This window comes from Actinopolymorpha pittospori (assembly GCF_014873875.1).
In the GTDB taxonomy this organism is placed as follows: domain Bacteria; phylum Actinomycetota; class Actinomycetes; order Propionibacteriales; family Actinopolymorphaceae; genus Actinopolymorpha; species Actinopolymorpha pittospori.
The window spans coordinates 7,606,768-7,624,897 of record NZ_JADBEM010000001.1 but is presented as its reverse complement, the minus strand read 5'-3'; the positions used below and the strand labels follow the sequence as shown (position 1 = coordinate 7,624,897).

15 protein-coding genes are annotated in these 18,130 nt (G+C 71.6%); 6 read left to right on the top strand and 9 right to left on the bottom strand.

The genetic code is table 11. From position 1 onward, the window contains the following. Positions 1-2 precede the first annotated feature (2 nt). A complete protein-coding gene (locus HEB94_RS35550; RefSeq protein WP_192753902.1) occupies positions 3-797 on the bottom strand; it encodes a glycerophosphodiester phosphodiesterase in 795 nt (264 codons plus the stop codon). Positions 798-902: 105 nt separating this feature from the next. On the opposite strand from HEB94_RS35550, the gene HEB94_RS35545 reads away from it, so the two are divergent. Continuing rightward, positions 903-1,637, top strand: coding sequence for a Clp protease N-terminal domain-containing protein (locus HEB94_RS35545; protein ID WP_192753901.1), 735 nt, complete (start codon positions 903-905; stop codon positions 1,635-1,637). A gap of 96 nt (positions 1,638-1,733) precedes the next feature. On the opposite strand, the gene HEB94_RS35540 is transcribed toward HEB94_RS35545, so the two are convergent. The 5 genes from HEB94_RS35540 to HEB94_RS35520 all read right to left on the bottom strand — a co-directional run bounded on the left by HEB94_RS35540 (position 1,734) and on the right by HEB94_RS35520 (position 6,869). Continuing rightward, on the bottom strand, positions 1,734-2,387 hold the full coding sequence (locus tag HEB94_RS35540; RefSeq protein ID WP_337918130.1) for a LysE family translocator: 654 nt from the start codon (positions 2,385-2,387) through the stop codon (positions 1,734-1,736). A gap of 63 nt (positions 2,388-2,450) precedes the next feature. Next, positions 2,451-3,326 (bottom strand): polysaccharide lyase family protein, encoded by an 876-nt coding sequence (locus tag HEB94_RS35535; RefSeq protein WP_192753900.1) that lies wholly within the window; start codon positions 3,324-3,326, stop codon positions 2,451-2,453. Between the two features lie 14 nt (positions 3,327-3,340). Beyond that, on the bottom strand, positions 3,341-4,945 hold the full coding sequence (locus HEB94_RS35530; RefSeq protein ID WP_192753899.1) for an alkaline phosphatase D family protein: 1,605 nt from the start codon (positions 4,943-4,945) through the stop codon (positions 3,341-3,343). Positions 4,946-5,133: 188 nt separating this feature from the next. After that, the gene (locus HEB94_RS35525) at positions 5,134-5,796 is read right to left on the bottom strand and encodes a class I SAM-dependent methyltransferase (protein WP_337918129.1); all 663 of its coding nucleotides are present in this window, start codon (positions 5,794-5,796) and stop codon (positions 5,134-5,136) included. A gap of 260 nt (positions 5,797-6,056) precedes the next feature. Further along, positions 6,057-6,869, bottom strand: a complete 813-nt coding sequence (locus tag HEB94_RS35520) for a phosphotransferase family protein (RefSeq protein ID WP_192753898.1) — start codon at positions 6,867-6,869, stop codon at positions 6,057-6,059. Between the two features lie 409 nt (positions 6,870-7,278). On the opposite strand from HEB94_RS35520, the gene HEB94_RS35515 reads away from it, so the two are divergent. From HEB94_RS35515 to HEB94_RS35500, 4 genes are all read left to right on the top strand, one after another. Continuing rightward, positions 7,279-8,313 carry a Gfo/Idh/MocA family protein gene (locus HEB94_RS35515; protein WP_202896739.1) on the top strand — a complete coding sequence of 345 codons (1,035 nt, stop codon included), beginning with the start codon at positions 7,279-7,281 and terminating at the stop codon, positions 8,311-8,313. A gap of 118 nt (positions 8,314-8,431) precedes the next feature. Beyond that, a complete protein-coding gene (locus HEB94_RS35510; protein ID WP_192753896.1) occupies positions 8,432-10,006 on the top strand; it encodes an amidohydrolase family protein in 1,575 nt (524 codons plus the stop codon). After that, the gene (locus HEB94_RS35505; protein ID WP_192753895.1) at positions 10,003-11,301 is read left to right on the top strand and encodes a type III PLP-dependent enzyme domain-containing protein; all 1,299 of its coding nucleotides are present in this window, start codon (positions 10,003-10,005) and stop codon (positions 11,299-11,301) included. The genes HEB94_RS35510 and HEB94_RS35505 overlap by 4 nt, the downstream gene beginning before the upstream one ends. Positions 11,302-11,335: 34 nt before the next feature. Next, a complete protein-coding gene (locus tag HEB94_RS35500) occupies positions 11,336-13,408 on the top strand; it encodes an alpha/beta hydrolase domain-containing protein (RefSeq protein ID WP_192753894.1) in 2,073 nt (690 codons plus the stop codon). Between the two features lie 18 nt (positions 13,409-13,426). Here the strand turns inward: HEB94_RS35500 and HEB94_RS35495 are convergent, their stop codons facing one another. Further along, positions 13,427-13,891: an NUDIX domain-containing protein gene (locus HEB94_RS35495; protein WP_192753893.1), complete on the bottom strand. Its 465-nt coding sequence runs from the start codon at positions 13,889-13,891 to the stop codon at positions 13,427-13,429. A 296-nt stretch (positions 13,892-14,187) separates the two neighbouring features. On the opposite strand from HEB94_RS35495, the gene HEB94_RS35490 reads away from it, so the two are divergent. Then, a complete protein-coding gene (locus HEB94_RS35490; protein ID WP_192753892.1) occupies positions 14,188-15,204 on the top strand; it encodes a phosphotransferase family protein in 1,017 nt (338 codons plus the stop codon). A gap of 69 nt (positions 15,205-15,273) precedes the next feature. Here the strand turns inward: HEB94_RS35490 and HEB94_RS35485 are convergent, their stop codons facing one another. After that, positions 15,274-16,044: a Clp protease N-terminal domain-containing protein gene (locus tag HEB94_RS35485; RefSeq protein WP_192753891.1), complete on the bottom strand. Its 771-nt coding sequence runs from the start codon at positions 16,042-16,044 to the stop codon at positions 15,274-15,276. 69 nt (positions 16,045-16,113) lie between these two features. Next, complete coding sequence (locus HEB94_RS35480; RefSeq protein WP_192753890.1) at positions 16,114-18,090, bottom strand: N-acetylmuramoyl-L-alanine amidase; 1,977 nt, start codon at positions 18,088-18,090, stop codon at positions 16,114-16,116. Between the last annotated feature and the right edge of the window lie 40 nt (positions 18,091-18,130).

The following is an 18,130-nucleotide window of genomic DNA, read 5'->3' as shown; positions in this document are numbered from 1 at the left end:
GATCATGACGCCCATTGGGCACGGGCGACGAGCACTTCGCGGAGTGTGTCGATGCGGTCACTGATCAGGCCGTCGACGCCCTGGTCGAGCAGGTCGACCATCACCTCCGCCTCGTCGACCGTCCACACGTGGACCTGCTTGCCGAGCCCGTGCGCGCGCTCGACGAAACCCGGGGTGACCAGGCGGAAGCCGCGGTAGCTGGCCGGGACCTGGACGCAGGGCGCGTCGCTGGTGAGGAGCCCGGCGAGCACGCGGGGAAGCGGCAGTTTGACGAAGACGATGCCCACGGGGGACAGGCCGGTCGCGACCCGTGGGCCGAGGATCCGCCGTACGGCGTGGACCCGACTGCTGGAGAAGGACGACACGCAGACCCGATCGTGCGCGGCGGTCCGGACGATCGTCTCGGCCAGCGGGCGGATGGCGTTCTCGTGCTTGACGTCGATGTTGACCCGCGCCTGTGGCCAGGTGCCGAGGATCTCCTCGAGCGTCGGGATGGGCTCGCGGCCACCGATACGGGCCTGCGCGACCTCGGTGTAGGGCAGCTCGGCGATGCGTCCGGTGCGGTCGGTCACCCGGTCGAGGTCCTCGTCGTGGAACGCCACGAGGACGCCGTCGGACGTGGCGTGCACGTCGGTCTCGAGGTACTGGTAGCCGAGCTCGATCGCGTTCGCGAAGGCTCGCATGGAGTTCTCGATGCCGAGGTTGGGCTCGTAGAGGGCGCCGCCTCGGTGCGCGAAGGCGAGCGGACCGTCGTGGTCGAGGAACGGGTAGTGACGTTTTTGTGACGTACCGGGCACGCCGGAAGTATGCCCTGTTCGCTGCACTGACGCTGAGGCGACGCAACCCGGATGACCATCAACCTAGGGTTGACTCTTGATCTTGGGTCAACCTAGGGTTGACTCATGACACCCGCACCCAGCCTTCAGGACCTCATCGAGATCGTCCGGCGGGATGCCGGCGCCGACGACGTGCTCGAGCAGTTGGCCACCGCACGCGCGATGGTCAGCGAGCTCAACGACACCGGCGACGCCCTCCTCGGGCACTACGTCGACCGCGCCCGCGGCAGCGGCCGGTCCTGGACCGAGATCAGCAACGTTCTCGGCGTCACCAAACAGGCCGTTCACAAGCGCTTCGCGGGCAACTTCCCCCTCGGCGAGGAGGCGCCCACCCTCCAGCGGTTCACCGACCGGGCACGTCACACGCTCGAGGCCGCCAAGCCCGCGGCGGCCGCGCTCGGGCACAACTACGTCGGGACCGAACACCTCCTGCTCGGCCTCTACGCCGAGCCCGAGAGCGTCGCGACCGGGGTTCTGCTCGCCGCGTCGGCCACCCGCGACCTGGTCGAGGCCGCGGTGGTCGCCCGGGTCGGGCAGGGTTCCGCGCCCGCCGAGAGCCACCGGTCCTTCACACCGCGGGCGGCGGCCGTCCTGACACTCGCCCTGAGCGAGGCGTTGAAGCTCGGGCACAACTACATCGGCACCGAGCATCTACTGCTGGCGATGTACCGCGACCCGGAATCGATTGCGGCGCAGATCCTCGCCGCGCTCGGGCTCGACCGGGAGACCGGGCGCGCCCGCGTGCTCGAGGTGCTGGCCGCCTGGCAGCAGGATCAGCCCGGCGGCACCGAGAAGGCCTGAACAAGCGGGCGGGCCCGCCCGGGTGGACCGGCCTGAGCCGGGCGGCGCCCGAACCGGGCGGCGGCGCGGGCCTTCGAGCGGGCCGGCCAGTACGGGTCAGGGCGTCGCGACGACGGCGCGGGAGCGGTCGGCGGCGATCCGGATCGCCAGCGCGGCGAGAACCGTGCCCATCACGTACCGCTGCACGCGCAGCCAGGTGGGCCGCCGGGAGAGGAAGGCCGCGATGGAGCCCGCCGTCAGCACGATCACGGCGTTCACGGTCAGCGCGACCACGATCTGGGTGACACCCAGGGTCAGGCTCTGGGCCGCGACGTGTCCGCGGGCCGGGTCGACGAACTGCGGCAGCAGCGAGACGTAGAGGATCGCGATCTTGGGGTTCAACAGGTTGGTGACCAGCCCCATGGCGAACAGCTTGCGAGGCGGGTCGGCCGGCAGCGCCTTGGGGGAGAACGCCGAGTCCCCACCCGGTCGCACGGCCTTCCAGGCGAGCCAGAGCAGGTACGCCGCCCCGGCCAGCTTGAGGGCCGTGTAGACGGCGGGGACGAGGGAGAAGATCGTCGCGATCCCGGCGGTCGCGGCCACGAGGTAGACCAGGAACCCGGCCGCCACACCGGCCAGGGAGATCATGCCGGCGCGGCGTCCCTGCGTCACCGACCTGGAGACGAGGTAGATCATGTTCGGTCCGGGGGTGAGCACGAGGCCGATGGCGACGGCGGCGATTCCGAGGAAGGCGTGCAGGCTGATCGTCACAACCGTGGCAAGAGGCGGTGTTGGCCTCGTTATTCCCGTCCCGTTCCGTGCCGGCGTGTCGCGTCAGCGGCGCAGGAAGACCCCGAGCGCGTCGTAGACGTGCCAGGAGCCGTCGTACTTGTCGAGGGTGAGCACGTTCTCCCCGCTCACCAGCGCCTGGGTGGGCAGGGCGAGTTCGACGTACGACGGACGCAGCGGGCTGCCGGGCAGGTTGGCGTCACCCTCCAACGACCCGCGGGTCGCGCCGGGCTCGAAGACGATGTCGCGCACGGCGGTGCCGTTCAGGGCGAGCCTCGCCCGTCCCGGAATCGTCGCGTGGGTGTCGATCAACCACATCGCGAGCCACAGCTCACCGGTCGGGACCGCCGAGAGTGGGAAACGGAACGTCGCCCGGTGCTCCTTGCGGCCCGCCCACGCGTCGGCCGGCCCTGGGTGGATGTAGGACCAGTCGGTCTTCGGGTCGTCGACGCCGGCGGTGAGGTCCACGTCGTTCGGGAAGCGCGTGGGGTACTGCGCGGATCCGTTCGGCGCGAGCGCGAACTCCAGGCTCCGGTGGTCGAACGTGCCGACGGTGGCGACCGGCTCGCCGGAGAACGCCACCGACGCGATGCTACTGCCGGCGACCTCCGTCGAGGGGCCACTCCTTCTCCCGGACGCGGCGACCACGACGACCCGGTAGTGCCACGCCTGCGCCTGCCCGCCGAGCCTGTCGTGGCGGAACGTCGTGTAGACGGTCTTGGCGAGCAGGTTCTCGGCGCTCGGAGTGAAGCCCGGCGTCCGCGAGGCGTGGACGGCGTAGTGGTCGATCTGGGGGTCGTAGGAGTGCGGGTGTTCGAAGCTGACCTCGATCCGGCCGATACCGCCGGAGGCGGTGAGGCGGCGAACCGGGGCCGGCTGCTCACCCAGGCCGAGGGCGGAACGCCTCGTGAAGGTGGTCATGTCCGTCCTCCTGGTCACGCGGGGTTCAGGCCGGGGCGACCGGCTTCGGTGACGAAGCGGGCGAGGGAGTTGATCGGCGCGCCCTGCCGCTGGACGTACGGCACGACGCGGAAGTCGGAGGTCAGCTCCGTCGGTGTCATCGTGCAGCTCACGTAGCCGCGCCGGGCGTTGTAGAGCTTGACGTGCGGGTTGGACAGCCAGATCGGACCCAGGCTGTCGGTGTCGGTGCCGTCGCCGTTGGAGCCGATCGAGGAGGCGATGAGCTCGGTGCCGACGGTCGCCGAGTCGGGGTCGGTCCAGTCCGCCTTCAGCTCCGCGGCGACACTGCGGTGGATGTCGCCGGTGAGGACCACCGGGTTGGCGACCCGACGTTGCTGGATCACGTCGAAGAGCCGGTCTCGGCAGGCGGTGAAGCCGTCCCACTGATCGAAGCTGTAGGACGTTCCGGCCCCGATGGTCCGGTCGATCGAGGCCATCACCACCTGCTGGGTGAGGACGTTCCACGTCGTGTCCGAGGCGCCGAGACCGTCGAACAACCAACGCTCCTGGTCCGGCCCGAGGATCGAGCGGTTCGGGTCGTTCGCCTCGTCGCAGGTACCGGTCGCCGCGCCGTCACAGGGGTAGTCGTCGCGGTACTGGCGGGTGTCGAGGACGTGCAGTGCCGCGAGGCGGCCGTAGCGCAGCCGACGGTAGAGCGGCATCGCCGGTCCGCTGGGCAGCAGGGCCGCGCGCAGCGGGAGGTTCTCGTAGTAGGCGCGGTAGGCGACCGAACGGCGGCGCAGGAAGTCCTCGGGGGAGACGTCGTACTGCGGGAAGTCGGCGGCGTAGTTGTTGACGACCTCGTGGTCGTCGCTGGTCACGATCCACGGCACCCGAGCGTGGAGCCGCTGCAGGTCGGGGTCGGACTTGAACAGGGCGTACCGCAGGCGGTACTGCTCCAGCGTCAGCACGTCCGCGTTGTGGGCCGCGGCGACGCTGACACCCTCCCGCCACAGGTTGGACGCGTTGATGGCGTACTCGTAGATGTAGTCGCCGAGGAAGAAGACCACGTCGAGGTCCTCCTCCGCCATGTGCCGGTAGGCGGTGAAGTATCCGTGGTACCAGGCCTGGCAGGACGCGGCCGCGAAGCGGAACGCCGCGGGCGACGCGTCGGCCGCGGGAGCGGTCTTCGTCCGCCCGACCGGGCTGATGTCGCGGCCGGCCCGGAACCGGTAGAAGTACTCCCGCGCGGGGGCGAGCCCCCGGACCTCCACGTGGATCGAGTGGCCGAGCTCCGGTGTCGCGAGGGCGGCTCCGCGGGCGGCGATCCGGGTGAAGCGTTCGTCCTCGGCCACTTCGTACTGCACGCTCGTCGGGCGGAGCGGCATCCCGCCGTGGCCGTCCTCGGCGAGGGGGTCCGGAGCGAGTCGGGTCCACAACACCACGCCGTCAGGCTCGGGCTCTCCGGAGGCGACGCCGAGCTGGAACGGGTCGGCCGGTACGCCGGTCGTCCGGTCGTCCGCCACCGCCCGCCCGGTTCCGAGCGCGAACGCCGCGGCACTCACCCCACTCAGGGCGAGGAACGATCGGCGCCGGTGGCCTGGCGGTGCTGGCGGCAACGGATCAGGTCGCGCGGGCATGCGGGCACTCCGTCCCTCGAGTGTCGGGGTGTCGATCGCCGAGAAGACCGCGCGAGTCGAACGCGCGAGTTGATCATGGCAGGCCGTCGGGCCCGCTGCCACGAAGTTGCGCGGAGTCGCCCAAAACTGGTGGGAAGTTGCGGAGCCGTTCGTTCGGGGTTGTCGCCGGAGGGCTTGCCGGGAGGCGCTCAGTCCGTGAGGCTCCACACGGTGGTCTGCTTCACGTCGGCGTCCTCGAGCGCGGCGGCCATGGGCATCGTGTAGGTCGCCACCGACTCGAACCGCTCGCGCGGAAGGTAGGCGCGGCCGGGGTCACCGACCAGGACGAGCGCGCCGCCGGCATGCGCCCGCTGGAGGAACGGCAGAACGCGTTCGGCCGTGTGCCGCTCGTAGAAGATGTCGCCGGCGAGCACCACGTCGGCGTCCACGCTGGTCTCCCCGAGCAGGTCACCGAGATACGGCTTGACCGTGACGGCGTTCGCCTCGGCGTTCAGCTCGATCGCCGCCGCGGCCAGCGGCTCGAGGTCGTTCGCCGTGACGGACGTCGCACCCGCCTTGGCCGCCGCGACCGCCACCAGCCCACAGCCCGCGGCGAGATCCAGCACGCGCGCTCCCGCGAGGCGCTGCGGATGGTCGAGGACGTAGCGGGCGAGCGCCTGACCGCCGGCCCACGCGAAGGCCCAGAACGGCGGTGGTGTGTCGTCCAGCCCGAAGGCCGCCTCGACCTCCTGCCACAGCTCGATCGCGTCGTCGGCCAAGTGAAGCGAGATCTCCGGTACGCCGGGGACCGGGCGCAGCTCGGTGTGGGCGCGGACGAACGCGCCGGCCTGGGGAGCCAGGTCTGCTGTCACGGCTGTGTCCTCACCGCGCGTACCGCCTGTCCGCTAGCCGTTGTCCACCGGGAGGATTCAGTCCACCACGCTGCCGGCGTTCCTCGTCGGAGGCGCGGTTGGGACATTTCCGGCGGCCGCGCCGACCTGGCCACCGCCGGGGGCGGGCCAGAGGGCGCCGCGGTCCGCCGTCCGATCAGGCGGAGCAGGCTATCCGCCGGCGCGCTCCTCCGCTACTCGACCGCGGACGGACCGGGCTACCGGCGGAGCTACAGGCTGCGCTACAGCTGTGCCGCGGTCCGCGCTACCCAGTCCTCGAAGCGGCCGTACTCGAGGCGGGACGCGGGGGTGCTGGGCTCGGGGAGGTCGACGATTCCGTCCGAGGCGTCGAGCAGGTCCCAGTACGGGTGGTGCGCGTCGGGTGCGCCCGCGGCCCGGTAGAGCGCGAGGAAGTGGTCGGCCACCTCCGCGCCGTACCGGCCGGCCAGGTTGAGCCGCATCCGGGCCAGGTCGATCCCGCGCGGACCGAGGCAGCCGGTCGTCCAGTCGACGACGCCGATGAGGCGGTCGCCCTCCCAGAGGGTCTGGCCCGGGTGGTAGTCGCGGTGGATGAAGCCGAGGTTGGCGGTCGGTGGCCCGGCCAGGAGGATCTCGAAGACGCGGTTCCACAGCCCCGGGTTGGAGGACCAGGTGGGCGGTCGCCGGTGGCCGTCGAGTTGCGGGTCGTAGTAGGGCCGGTACGGCGGGAGCGCGCGGACGACGGGGAGGTCGACGCGGTGGATGCCCGCGAGGGTCTCCGCGAGCGCGGCCAGGACGACCGGCTCCGCCGACGTCGGCGGGGTACCGGGTAGGCGGGTGGTGAGCAGCGTCGGCAGGTCACACATGGTCGCCGCCGTGTCCGCGGCGACGAGTCGTGGCGCGGGCACCTCCGTGCTGCCCAACAGTCCGAGCACGGTGGCTTCGTTCGCGGGCACGTACCACGGGTCGGTGCGCAGCCGGTCGGCTCGATGGAAACGGCGCAGCGTGAGTTGGTGGATCACTCCGGTGGGTCCCAGGACGTCGACCGCGTGGAGGGTCGTCGAATCGACGCTCATCAGACGCACGGAAGCGATCAGACTGCCCGCACCCATGACCTCGCGTACCCACTGCAGCGTTGCGCCGGACGGTGGGGGTGTTCCGTTCGGCCGCGGATCAGCACTCATCGCGTTCGGCAAGATTACTCGGCGGCCTCCGGGGCATGATCTGATCCCATGCCTCACACCTGGGGTAGCTCCAGAGTTCCTCGGTGGAGCGCTCGCCGTCGCCGACGAACCGCGCCCGAGAGCGGACGCCGTCAGGGAGGATGGCGAGGAGGCGCGGGAGAGTCCGGCCGACGCGCGACAGCACTACCAGCATTACGGTCCGGACTGTAATACCCTCAGTGCACGGGCTCCGGACGGTCACGCCCCGACCGGAGCCCGGCCAACGCGCCCGGACCAGAGCGAAACCTGCATGGAGGCCCAGTTGAGACGGCGTGTCGGGTTGGTCGGCCTGGGCAGCATCGGCGTCACCCACGCCCGCGTCCTCGCGCTCCTGCGTGACGAGGTGGATCTCGTCGTCGTGAGCGGGGGATCCGGTGTCGATCTCGCCGAACTCGGTTGGCCCGAGGCCGCACGCGCGAGGCCCGAGGAGATCGTCGGCCGTGACGACCTCGACATCGTGGTGCTCTGTGGCCCGACGCCCACACACGCGCCGCAGACCGTCGCCGCCCTCGCGGCCGGCAGCAACATCGTCGTGGAGAAGCCGCTCGCGCTGGACGTCGCCGCCGCGCAGGAGGTCGCCTGGGCCGCGGCGAGAGCCGGCCGACAGGTCTCGGTGATGGCGCAGCGGCGGCTCGAACCCCACCACCGCCACGTCAAACGGCTGCTCGACGCCGGAAAGCTCGGCAGGCCGATCCTCGGGGAGACCTTCGTCCACTGGCACCGGGACGACGCCTACTACACGGAGTCGCCGTGGCGGGCGCGGATGGAGTCCGGCGGCGGCTCGGTGATGAACCAGGCGGTCCACAACATCGACCTGCTGCAATGGTTCCTGGGCGTGCCGGTGGAGGTGACGGCGCAGTACGACACCCTCGGCCACGACCGTGACCTGCTGCGGGCCGAGGACACCGCGGTGGCGACGGTGCGCTTCGCGTCCGGCGCCCTCGCGCTGGTGGCCTCCTCGACGGCGATCCGGCCCGGCGATCCGGCCCGGCTCGCGCTCTTCACGAGCCGCGGCTCGATCGAACTCCAGGGTGTCGAGGTGACCCGCTGGGACGTGCCCGGCGTACCACCACCTCCTCCCGCGACCGGTCCGGCGAGCGGTGCCCAGGACCCCGCGGCGATCGGGCTGGACGGGCACGTCGCGCAGTGGCGCGACGTCCTCGACGCGCTGCGCGAGGGTCGGCCGCCGGCCATCGACGTGACCGAGGGGGTCCGGACCGTACGCCTGCTCTGCGCGATCTACGCCGCGGGCGCCACCGGACAGGCCGTACGGCTGCATCCCGAGCCCCCTGGGTGAACCGCGACGCGCGCGCGGGCTCGGGCCCCTGATCGGCGTTCAATCGGCGCGGACCGGATAGCCTCCTGACGAGTCCGCCATCCGACGGACGTGGCCAGGCTGACGGAGCGAGGTGCGAGTGAGCGGCTACGACATCCTCCTGACCGGCGGCACGGTCGTGGACGGCACCGGAGCCGGGGTCTACCCCGCCGACCTCGCGATCAGCAACGGCCGGATCGCCGCTGTGGGCCGGCTCGGCGACGACGTACCCGCCCGCACCGTCATGGACGTCACCGGCCGCCTCGTGATGCCGGGGTTCGTCGACTCCCACGTGCACGCCGACACCGTCCTCGTCCGCCCCGACGTCCAGGAGGCGATGCTGCGGCAGGGCATCACCTCGGTCGTTCTCGGCCAGGACGGGCTGTCCTTCGCGCCGTCCTCGGCGGCGACCGCGGCCTACGTCGGGCGCTACTTCGCCGCCGTCGACGGACCGCCGCCTCCCGAGCTGGCCGAGGGCTGCACCGTGGCGGGCCTGCTCTCCTACTACGACCGCCGTACGCCGATCAACGTCGCCTACCTCGTCCCGCTCGGCACGGTGCGGCACGAGGTGCTCGGCCCCGACGACCACGACGCGGGTCCCGCCCGGCTGCCGGAGATGGTCCGGCTGGTCGAGCAGGCCATCGAGGAGGGAGCGGTCGGCGTGTCCACCGGGCTGGAGTACGTCCCGGGGATCTTCGCCGACTTCGACGAACTCGCCGCGCTGTGCCGGGTCGCCGCCGCGGCCGGCGTCCCTTACGTCAGCCACCTGCGCAGCTACGACGGCGGCACCGCGCCGGGGATGCTGGAGGCCCGCGAGCTCGGCCGGGCGACGGGCGTGCCGATCCACGTGTCCCACCTGCGCGGCCGCGCCGAACCCCTCCTCGCCCACCTCGAGGACTGCGCCGCCGACGGGGTGGACGCGACGTTCGACGCTTACCCGCACATCTACGGCAACACGATCCTCGCGATGAAGGCGCTGCCGGCACGGATCCAGGCCGGCGGTGTCGACGCGACGATGCGCCGTCTCGCCGACCCACGGGTGCGGGCGGAGCTGCAGGCCGACTGGTTTCCCAGGATCGAGGCCGAGGTCGCGACCGCGATCCTCGGCAACGTCGCGGGGGAGAAGTTCCGCTGGGCCGAGGGGGCCACGGTCGCGCAGGCCTGCGAGAAGTCCAAGCTCAGCTTCGCTGACCTGCTCTGCGACATGCTGCTCGACAGCGACCTCGCCGTCGGCGTCATCATCCCGGCGCCCGGCGGCGACGAGTCCGACATGCGCGAGATGATCCGCGACGACCGGCACCTGGCCTGCTCCGACGCCATCTACCTCGGCGGCCACCCGCATCCACGCGGATGGGGAGCCTTCGCGCGCTTCCTCGGCCACCACACCCGCGACCTCGGGGACTGGTCCTGGTCCCAGGCCGCCTGGCACCTCGCCGGGCACCCGGCGCGGCGGTTCCAGCTGGCCGACCGGGGCCGGCTGGTCGAGGGGGGCGTCGCCGACATCGTGGTCGTCGACCCCGAGACCGTCGCCGACCGCGCGACCTACGACGATCCGCGCCAGCTCGCCGACGGGGTACGTGACGTACTCGTGGCCGGCGAGATCGTGCTGGCCCGCGGCGAACTCACCGGCGCGACACCCGGTCGCGCCCTGCGACGAGGAGAACCTGGACGATGACTGCGGCGTACGACGCGAAGGCCCTCGAGTCCGCCCTGGAGGCGCTGCGCCAGCGCCCGGTCGATCCCGCGGACAAGGGTTTCACCATGCTCGCTCCGATCACCTCCGCTGAACTGGTCGACCGCAAGACCAGCCTGCACGGGGGCGAGCTGGCGTTTCCCCTGATGGTGCTGCGGGAGAGCAGGCTCGCGGGCAACGTCGCCACCATGGCGGCCTGGTGCGCCGACCAGGGTGTCGTCATCGCGCCCCACGGCAAGACGTCCATGTCGCCCGAGGTCACCGCCCGGCAGCTGCGCGCCGGTGCCTGGGGGATCACCGCGGCGACGATCAGCCAGGTCCGCGCCTATGCAGAGGTCGGCGTACGCCGGATCCTGCTGGCCAACCAGCTCGTCGACCCGGCCGGCATCGCCTGGCTGGCCGCCGCGACGAACGCCGACCCGGACCTCACCGTGCTGGTGTGTGTCGACGGCCCGGAGAACGTCGACCTGCTCGACCGCGCGCTGGCGGCGCACGGAGCCACCAGGAAGCTGCCCGTCCTGGTGGAGATCGGCGTTCCCGGCCGGCGTACCGGTGCGCGCGGCCACGAGGCGGCACTGGAGGTGGCGCGGGCGGCCGCCGCGGCGGAGACCCTGATGGTCGTCGGCGCGACCGGCTACGAGGGAGTGCTCGGCCACGGCCGGACCGACGCCGACCTCGAGGCGGCGGCGGAGTTCTGCCGGCAGATCCGCGGACTCGGACTCGCGCTGCGCGACGAAGGGCTGCTCCAGTCGCCCGACGGTGAGCTCCTGCTGTCCGCGGGCGGCAGCACCTACTTCGACGTCGTCGCCCAGGAGTTCGCCGGCGTGCCGGGCTCGACCGCGGTCATCCGCAGCGGCGGCTACGTCACCCACGACGAGGGCCTCTACGGCCACGCCACCCCGTTGCCCACCGGTGGCGAGCCGTACGAGCTGCGTGCCGCCCTGGAGGTCTGGGGTTACGTGCTGTCCCGGCCGGAGCCGACCCGGGCCCTGGTCGGCGCGGGTCGGCGCGACATCGCCTTCGACGTCGCCATGCCCATCGTCGAGGAGATCGTGGCCCCGGACGGCAGCCGGCGTGCGGACCCTGGTTCGGTCACCGTCTCGATGCTCAACGACCAGCACGCCTTCCTCGATCTCCCGGCCGATTCCGGTCTCGCCGTCGGCGATCTGGTGCGCATGGGGATTTCCCACCCCTGTACGGCGTTCGACAAGTGGCGGCTGATCCCGGTCGTCGACGAGGACGACCGCATCGTCGAGGTCGCCCACACGCTGTTCTGAGCGTCCCAGCCGGTCCCGAACCCTCGGAGGCACGATGTCGGCAACGGGGGAGGGGACACCGTCCCCACCTGGCATCACGAGGTTCGAGGTGCACCGGGTCGAGCCGGTGGCCTTCGGCGGCCGGACCTTCGGCGAGCGCGGCACCTACCGCAAGATCGTGGCGACCGCCCACGGTGAGGTCGACCCGGCCCATCCCGGCAGCGCGCTCGTCACCGACCTCGCATTGGCCCCGACCAACGCGCGGGGCCGGGTCGAGTACGCCTCCGACGTGGTGCTGCTCACCCCGACCGACCCGGCTCACGCGAGCGGCCTGCTGTTCTGCGACATCCCCAACCGGGGCAACCGCACCCTGCTCGACACGCTGAACCACGGCGTCGAGGACGTGAACGACCCCCGCGACGTGGGCGACGGGTTCGCGATGGAGCAGGGATACACCCTCCTCGCCCACGGCTGGCAGGGCGACGTGCTACCCGGTGAGGACCGTCTTCGGCTGCGGGTGCCGGTCGCACGGTGGGCCGACGGGACGCCGATCACCGGGCTGGTGCGGACGGAGTACGTCGTGTCCGAGCCGGCACCGAGCCTGACGTTGTCGAGTGGGGCCTTCGTCGACTCCGGAACGCACGCCAGCTATGCCACCGTCGACCTCGACCCACAGGCGGCGAAGCTGACCCGGCGGTCCCGGGAGTCCGACGTCCGGGTGGAACTACCGCCCACCGAGTGGGCCTTCGCGGACTGCACCGACACGCCCTGGCCGGGTCGGCCGAGCCCCGTCCACCTCGCGGTGCGGGACGGGTTCGAACCCGGCGCCATCTACGAGCTCCTCTACACCGCGCGGGACCCGCTCGTCCTGGGGCTCGGATACGTGGCCACCCGCGACCTCGTGTCGTTCCTGCGCTACGCCGACAGCGACGCGCGCGGCACGCCCAACCCGGTCGCCGGCGTGATCACCTCCACCGCCGCCTTCGGGTCCTCGCAGAGCGGGCGCTTCATCCGCGGCTTCCTGCACCTGGGGTACAACGCCGACCTGCGCGGACGTCGCGTGTGGGACGGCGTGGCTCCCCACGTCGCGACCGGCCGTTCCACGATCAACCTCCGCTTCGGCCAGCCGGGCCGTGGATACGGCCAGCACGAGGACCACCTGTTCCCGCAGGCCGAGTCGCCCACCACCTGGGCGACGGCGTTGGGGTACGACGGCCGGGTCGGCTCCCTGCTCGACCGCTGCACCGAGACCGACACGCGTCCGCTGGTCGTCCAGACCGTGTCCTCGACGGAGTACTGGCAGGGCCGGATGTCCCTCACCACCACCGACCTCGCTGGAACGTTCGACCTGCCGATCCCGCCGGACGTCCGCGTCTACTTCCTCACCGGCACCCAGCACGGTCCGGCGGAGGAGCCGCTGCTCGAGGTGGGCCGGCACCCGCTCAACCCGACCCCGTACTTCGAGACGCTGCGGGCGTTGCTGGTCGCCCTCGCCGAGTGGGTCTGTGACGGGACGGCGCCGCCACCGTCGGCGTTCCCGAGGCTCGCGGACCAGACACTCGTCCCGCCCGACCCGGCCACCTTCGGCTGGCCCTCCATCCCGGGCGCGACCTACTCCGGTCTTGTCAACCGTCCCTTGCGTCTGGAGACCGGCCCGGGCTTCCACGGCCGCGACCTGGTCGGCGTGGTGTCCGTCGAGCCGCCGGTACCGTCGGAGGTGCCCGAGGCGCGGATCCTGGTGCCCCGGATCGATGCCGACGGGAACGAGATCGCCGGCGTCCGGTCGACCAACCACGCCGTACCCCTCGCGACCACCACGGGCTGGAACATCCGCGCGACCGACCCGGGAGCCGGCGACCTCGCCGGACTGCGCGGGAGCTGGCTGGCGTTCCCTGTGACGACGGCGCAACGTCTCACGCGGGGGGATCCACGTCCCTCCCTGGAGGAACGCTACGGCGACCACGAGGGGTACGTCGCCGCGGTCCGCGACGTGGCCACCCGCCTTGTCAAGGAACGCTTGCTGCTCGCTCGGGACGCCGAGCGACTGGTCGCCGAGGCCGAGGGCGGTGACGTTCTCCTCCCACCCGACGACGAAGAGGGGCGTGGCGGCCACACCACCAAGGGCTGACGAGCACGGTCGGCAGCTTCAGCGCCGCGAACTCGTGGACCCGTCCGCCCGGGCGTGTCCAAGGCCGTCGAGCGCGGCGGGGGAGAGGGTCGCGTCGTCCAGCATGGCCAACGGCAGCCAGGCGACCTCAGCCGTCGTCCCGTCGACCTCGCTGACGAACGGTACGCCGGCGTCTCGCAGGGTGGCGACGTAGAAGAGCGCCACCAGATGCCAGCTCACGCCCAGTCGGTGCGCGGCGTAGCTCCGCGCGTCGACGAGCCGAGCCGCTCGGAGTTCGAGGCCGGTCTCCTCCAGGAGTTCGCGGGCCAGCGCGTCCACCGGCTGTTCACCCGGGTCGATCCCGCCGCCCGGCAGATGCCACAACCCCGGCTCGAAGATGGGTGAGGTGGCCGACAGTCGGGTCAGCAACACGCGCTCCGAGTCGACCGCGACCGCGTACGCCGAGACGCGGGTGCGCACCGAGCCGGCCGCAGGACCTGCCATCGGGCCTGTCATCGGCCAGCCTCCGTCCCTGCCACGGTCTCTCCTTCGGTGAGGACACGCGAACCGGTTTCACCCTAGCCTTCACGGCCCACTCCACCCGAACCCCGCGAAGCGCGTTGTCCTCGCACAACGCCCGCATCGGGTCGAAGCCGGGTAGGAAGGCTCAGATGCTGGAACTCCTCGGCGACGAAGGGGTTCCTGCTCGCCGGGATCGGCTAAGTTGCGGTGCAGGAGCGGACCGCCGCCGCTTCGGCGGTGGTCGGTCGGACCACACGCACCGGAGGTCGAATCCGACGATGAGGCCGGCGCAGGCGCACACCCGGATCTGGGCCAGCGAGACGTGGCGTTCGGGCGCCATGGACTGGGTGGCGCGTGCGCTCCACGATCTCGGCCTGCATCCGACGGGTCCGCTCGCACAGACCCACCTGCGCCCCTGGTCGACGGTCCTCGAGCTACCCACCACCGACGGCTCGGTGTGGATGAAGGCCAACGGACCCGGCACGGCGTACGAGCCACGGCTGCTGGCGGCGCTCCGGCGCTCGGCCAGCACCCACGTCCTGATGCCGCTGGCGATCGACGTCGACCGCGCCTGGACCCTGCTACCCGACGCCGGTACGTCGCTGCGTTCCTTGTTGTACGTCGATCCTGACGTGAGCCGCTGGCTGGACGTGCTTCCGGCGTACGCCGAACTCCAACGCTCACTGGCGCCGCGGGCGCACGAACTGATCGCCCTCGGCGTTCCGGACCTGCGTCCGGCCACGATCCCGGGCCACTTCGCGCGACTGCTCGCCGACACCGCCTGGCTACGACTCGGCGCCAGGGACGGACTCGCGGTCGAGCACTATCACCGGCTGCGCGCACTCGGTCCCCAGGTCGTCGTCTGGGCGCAGTGCCTCGACGCGGTAGGAATCGGTGCCTCGCTGCAACACGACGACTTCCACGACGGCAACGTGTTCGTCCGGCTGGCGGCCGGCGGACCGGCCTACGTCTTTCTCGACTGGGGCGACGCCTCCGTGGCGCATCCGTTCGGCACCCTGGTCGGGACGCTCCGCAACGTCGCCCAACGTCTCGATCTGGCACCCGACGCGCCCGAACTCCTCAAGCTTCGCGACGCCTACCTCGAGCCCTGGAGCGCGGAGTACGACCGCGCCGATCTGCTGGACGCCATGCGGTGGGCCACCCAGCTGGCCAAGATCGGTCGGGCGCTCGCCTGGCAGCGAGCACTCACCGGGGCGAACGCCACCGAGCGTGCGACCTACGCGGAGTACGTGCCGCGGTGGCTGGCCGAACTCCTGTCCACCGACAGCTGGTGACTCCTCGCGGGTGGCGTTCCCCGTTCCTTCCGGACCGGCCGTCTCCGACCGGTGCCCCCTCGAGTGTGATTATGCGGTGCCCGTGCGCTTGCGTCGGGTGATGCGCTTCTGGGCAGTGCGCTCCGCACCGACGGCCGCCTGCTTGGCCACCTCGGCGCGTAGGTCGTCGTAGCTGACCCCAGCATCGGCGAGCGCCTGCCCCGCCGCGGACGAAGGGTCGCTCACCAGCGCCAGGAGTTCGTGCTCGGTCCCGACCTCACCGCGTCCGAGGCGAAGTGCCTCACGTGCGGCGACGTCGAGTGCCTTCACCGCCGACCGGCCAAGCGGCGGGTTCTTCGCCGACCGACGAGGACCGTCGGCCCCGAGGTGGGTGCGGGCAGCCTTGCGTACGTCGGCGGTCTTGCGGCCAAGACCGCGCATCGCGCCGATCGCCCCACCGCTGCGGTTGTCGAGGAGAACGAGGAGCAGGTGCACGTCCTCGACGCTGCGGTGGTGATGCTCCGTGGCGAGCTCCCGCGCGGCCAGCAACGCCGCGGAAGCACGCGAGGTGTAGGAGAGTGCGGGTTTGTTCACCGCCGCGTCGACGTCGACGCCCTCGGCCGGGACGAAGCGTTGTTGCGCGGCCTGGCGGGTGACGCCCAGTGCGGTGCCGATGTCGGTCCAGGAAGCACCGTCGTGACGGGCTTGGTCGACGAAGTGCGCGACCACGTGCTGCGCAAGGGCCTCCAGGCGCGACGCGGTCTCCCGTGCCGCGCTCACCCGGTCCAGTGGTCCGCCCTCCGCCTGCCCCGCCTCGACGGTGGCGATGATCTTGTCAAGGTCCAAGTCGTTGACAGCCATGCAACACAGAGTGGTTCGATGATCAAGGCTTGTCAAGCGATAGTTGACAAGATTGTCGGCCGGTCCTGCTCACCCGCCGGATGCGACCACGTCCACGTCGTCGGCGAGGACGTAGGCAACTCGGTGGCCGAACTGCACCTGGTAGTAGCGCAGAGCGCCCTTGACCACCTGGTGGTCGGCCGGGTCGAACGTCACCGCCCGGTAGTACTCCGCCGCCGCGGGCAATCCGACGACGTAGGCCTGTCCGGCCGGCCAGGTGTACTGCAACGGCGCCAGCGCCTGGACCGGGACGCCGGGCGGGTAGGCCGCCGGCTCGGGGTAGGCCCGGCCATAGACCTGGACAGACGCCTTCCCTGGCTTGGGTTTCGCGACCATCCCGGTCGACCAGAGGGCTCTCGGCGCGCTCCGCGGGTTGTAGAACCAGCCCTTCTGGCCGAGGTACCAGAGTGCGGTCCAGTCACCACGTACCTCCGCGACGGCGTACTGCTGTCCGGTGGAGACGCGGCTGCCGATGTCCGCCACGTGCGTCGTGCTGGTGCCGGTGGGCGGGTTGCTGCCCACGTCGCGGAGCAGCGGTGCGTCCTCCCGAGGCTCGGTGTGCAGGATGATGGCCGAGGACGGCCATGCCTGGCAGCGGCGCGGCCGGCCCTCCGCAGGCGGTCCCGGGTTGTCCTCGCAGCCGTGGAAGACCGGACGGTTGGTGGCGAAGGTGGGCCGGATCGTCACCATGCCGCTCGTGGCCGTTCCCGTCGCCGTGAACGGCGCACCGAGGAGTTCGAAGTAGTGCGCCCAGTCCCAGTAGGGCCCTGGGTCCCAGTGCATGCCCGACACGAGTTCGGGAGTGACGCCCGGCACGTTGTCGTGGCCGAGGACGTGCTGCCGGTCCAGCGGGATGTCGTACCTGTCCGCGAGGTAACGCACCAGCGTCGCCGAGTTGCGGTACATCACCTCGGTGTACCACGTGCCGCGCGCGGCGTAGCCCTCGTGCTCGAGGCCGATCGACTTCGCGTTGACGTACCAGTTGCCGGCGTGCCAGGCGACGTCCTTGGTCGGAACATGCTGGGCGATGTGGCCGTCGCTGTCCCGGAGCGTGTAGTGCCAACTGACGTAGGTCGGATCCTGGACGAGGTTGACGGTGCCGGCGTAGCTGCCCTCGGTGGAGTGGATGACGATGTACTTCACCTGCTGGTCGTTCGGGCGGTCGGCCAGGTCGTGGTTGCCGTAGTCGCCGCCACCGATCTCCTCGTAGGGGGCGGGGATCCACTCACACCCAAGGCTCGCCGGGCACTCCGCGGTCCCATCCGCCGGCTTGGGCAGCCCGAGCCTGCCGATCCAGGCGCGGTTGCCGGTCACCGGGCTCGCCGCCAGCGTGACGGTCTGACCGTCATCGGTCGTCCGGCTGGCACCGGTGCGGATCAGCGCGTACACCTCGTCGGCGAACGAGCGCGCCCCCGCCTGGTCGACCGCCCCGCTGTAGCGGGCGACCGCGCCGTACCAGTCGGCGACCCGAGTGGCGCCGGGTCCGCCCAGGCGCCGTTGGTACTCCGCGAGCACGGCAGCGCCGCCACGGATGTTGACGGTCGGATCGTTGCGCAAGGCTGCCTTGTCAAGGCCGGTGAGTCGCGCGGCGAGATCGACCGTCTGGAACGCCGGCCCGCGCGGGACCGTCCCGGCGCCCGGGCGCGCCGGGTCTCCACGGCGTTCCCCGGCCTCCGGGGCGTTCGCGGTCGCGAGGTCGGTGAGGTGCATCGGGCCGTAACCGCCGGCACGTGAGGGCTTGCCCCGATGCGTGTCCCAGCGGGTCTGCAGGTAGGAGACGGCCAACAGGACCCGAACGGGGACGCCGTACTCGCGTGCGGCTCGTTCGTAGACCTGCTGCCGGGCAATCGGTTGGTGCGCCGCGGCACTCGCGACCGGATCGGCCCGCGACGGCGGTGGTGCCGCCTGCGCACCGGCACCGGAAACGGCACCCAGCGTGAGCGCGGCCGTCACACCCACGACCAGCCCACCGCGCAGCAGCACCGTCCTGACCTGAGATCGACGCATCGCAGACCTCCGCTCCACCCCGCACCACACGCCCACCGCT

Bases quoted from the DNA above. Each gene is read 5' to 3' on its own strand.
- HEB94_RS35545 (WP_192753901.1), top strand. From the start codon at position 903: ATGACACCCGCACCCAGCCTTCAGGACCTCATCGAGATCGTCCGGCGG.
- HEB94_RS35535 (WP_192753900.1), bottom strand. From the start codon at position 3,326: ATGACCACCTTCACGAGGCGTTCCGCCCTCGGCCTGGGTGAGCAGCCG.
- HEB94_RS35530 (WP_192753899.1), bottom strand. From the start codon at position 4,945: ATGCCCGCGCGACCTGATCCGTTGCCGCCAGCACCGCCAGGCCACCGG.
- HEB94_RS35520 (WP_192753898.1), bottom strand. From the start codon at position 6,869: ATGAGCGTCGATTCGACGACCCTCCACGCGGTCGACGTCCTGGGACCC.
- HEB94_RS35505 (WP_192753895.1), top strand. From the start codon at position 10,003: ATGACTGCGGCGTACGACGCGAAGGCCCTCGAGTCCGCCCTGGAGGCG.
- HEB94_RS35500 (WP_192753894.1), top strand. From the start codon at position 11,336: ATGTCGGCAACGGGGGAGGGGACACCGTCCCCACCTGGCATCACGAGG.
- HEB94_RS35495 (WP_192753893.1), bottom strand. From the start codon at position 13,891: ATGGCAGGTCCTGCGGCCGGCTCGGTGCGCACCCGCGTCTCGGCGTAC.
- HEB94_RS35490 (WP_192753892.1), top strand. From the start codon at position 14,188: ATGAGGCCGGCGCAGGCGCACACCCGGATCTGGGCCAGCGAGACGTGG.
- HEB94_RS35485 (WP_192753891.1), bottom strand. From the start codon at position 16,044: ATGGCTGTCAACGACTTGGACCTTGACAAGATCATCGCCACCGTCGAG.
- HEB94_RS35480 (WP_192753890.1), bottom strand. From the start codon at position 18,090: ATGCGTCGATCTCAGGTCAGGACGGTGCTGCTGCGCGGTGGGCTGGTC.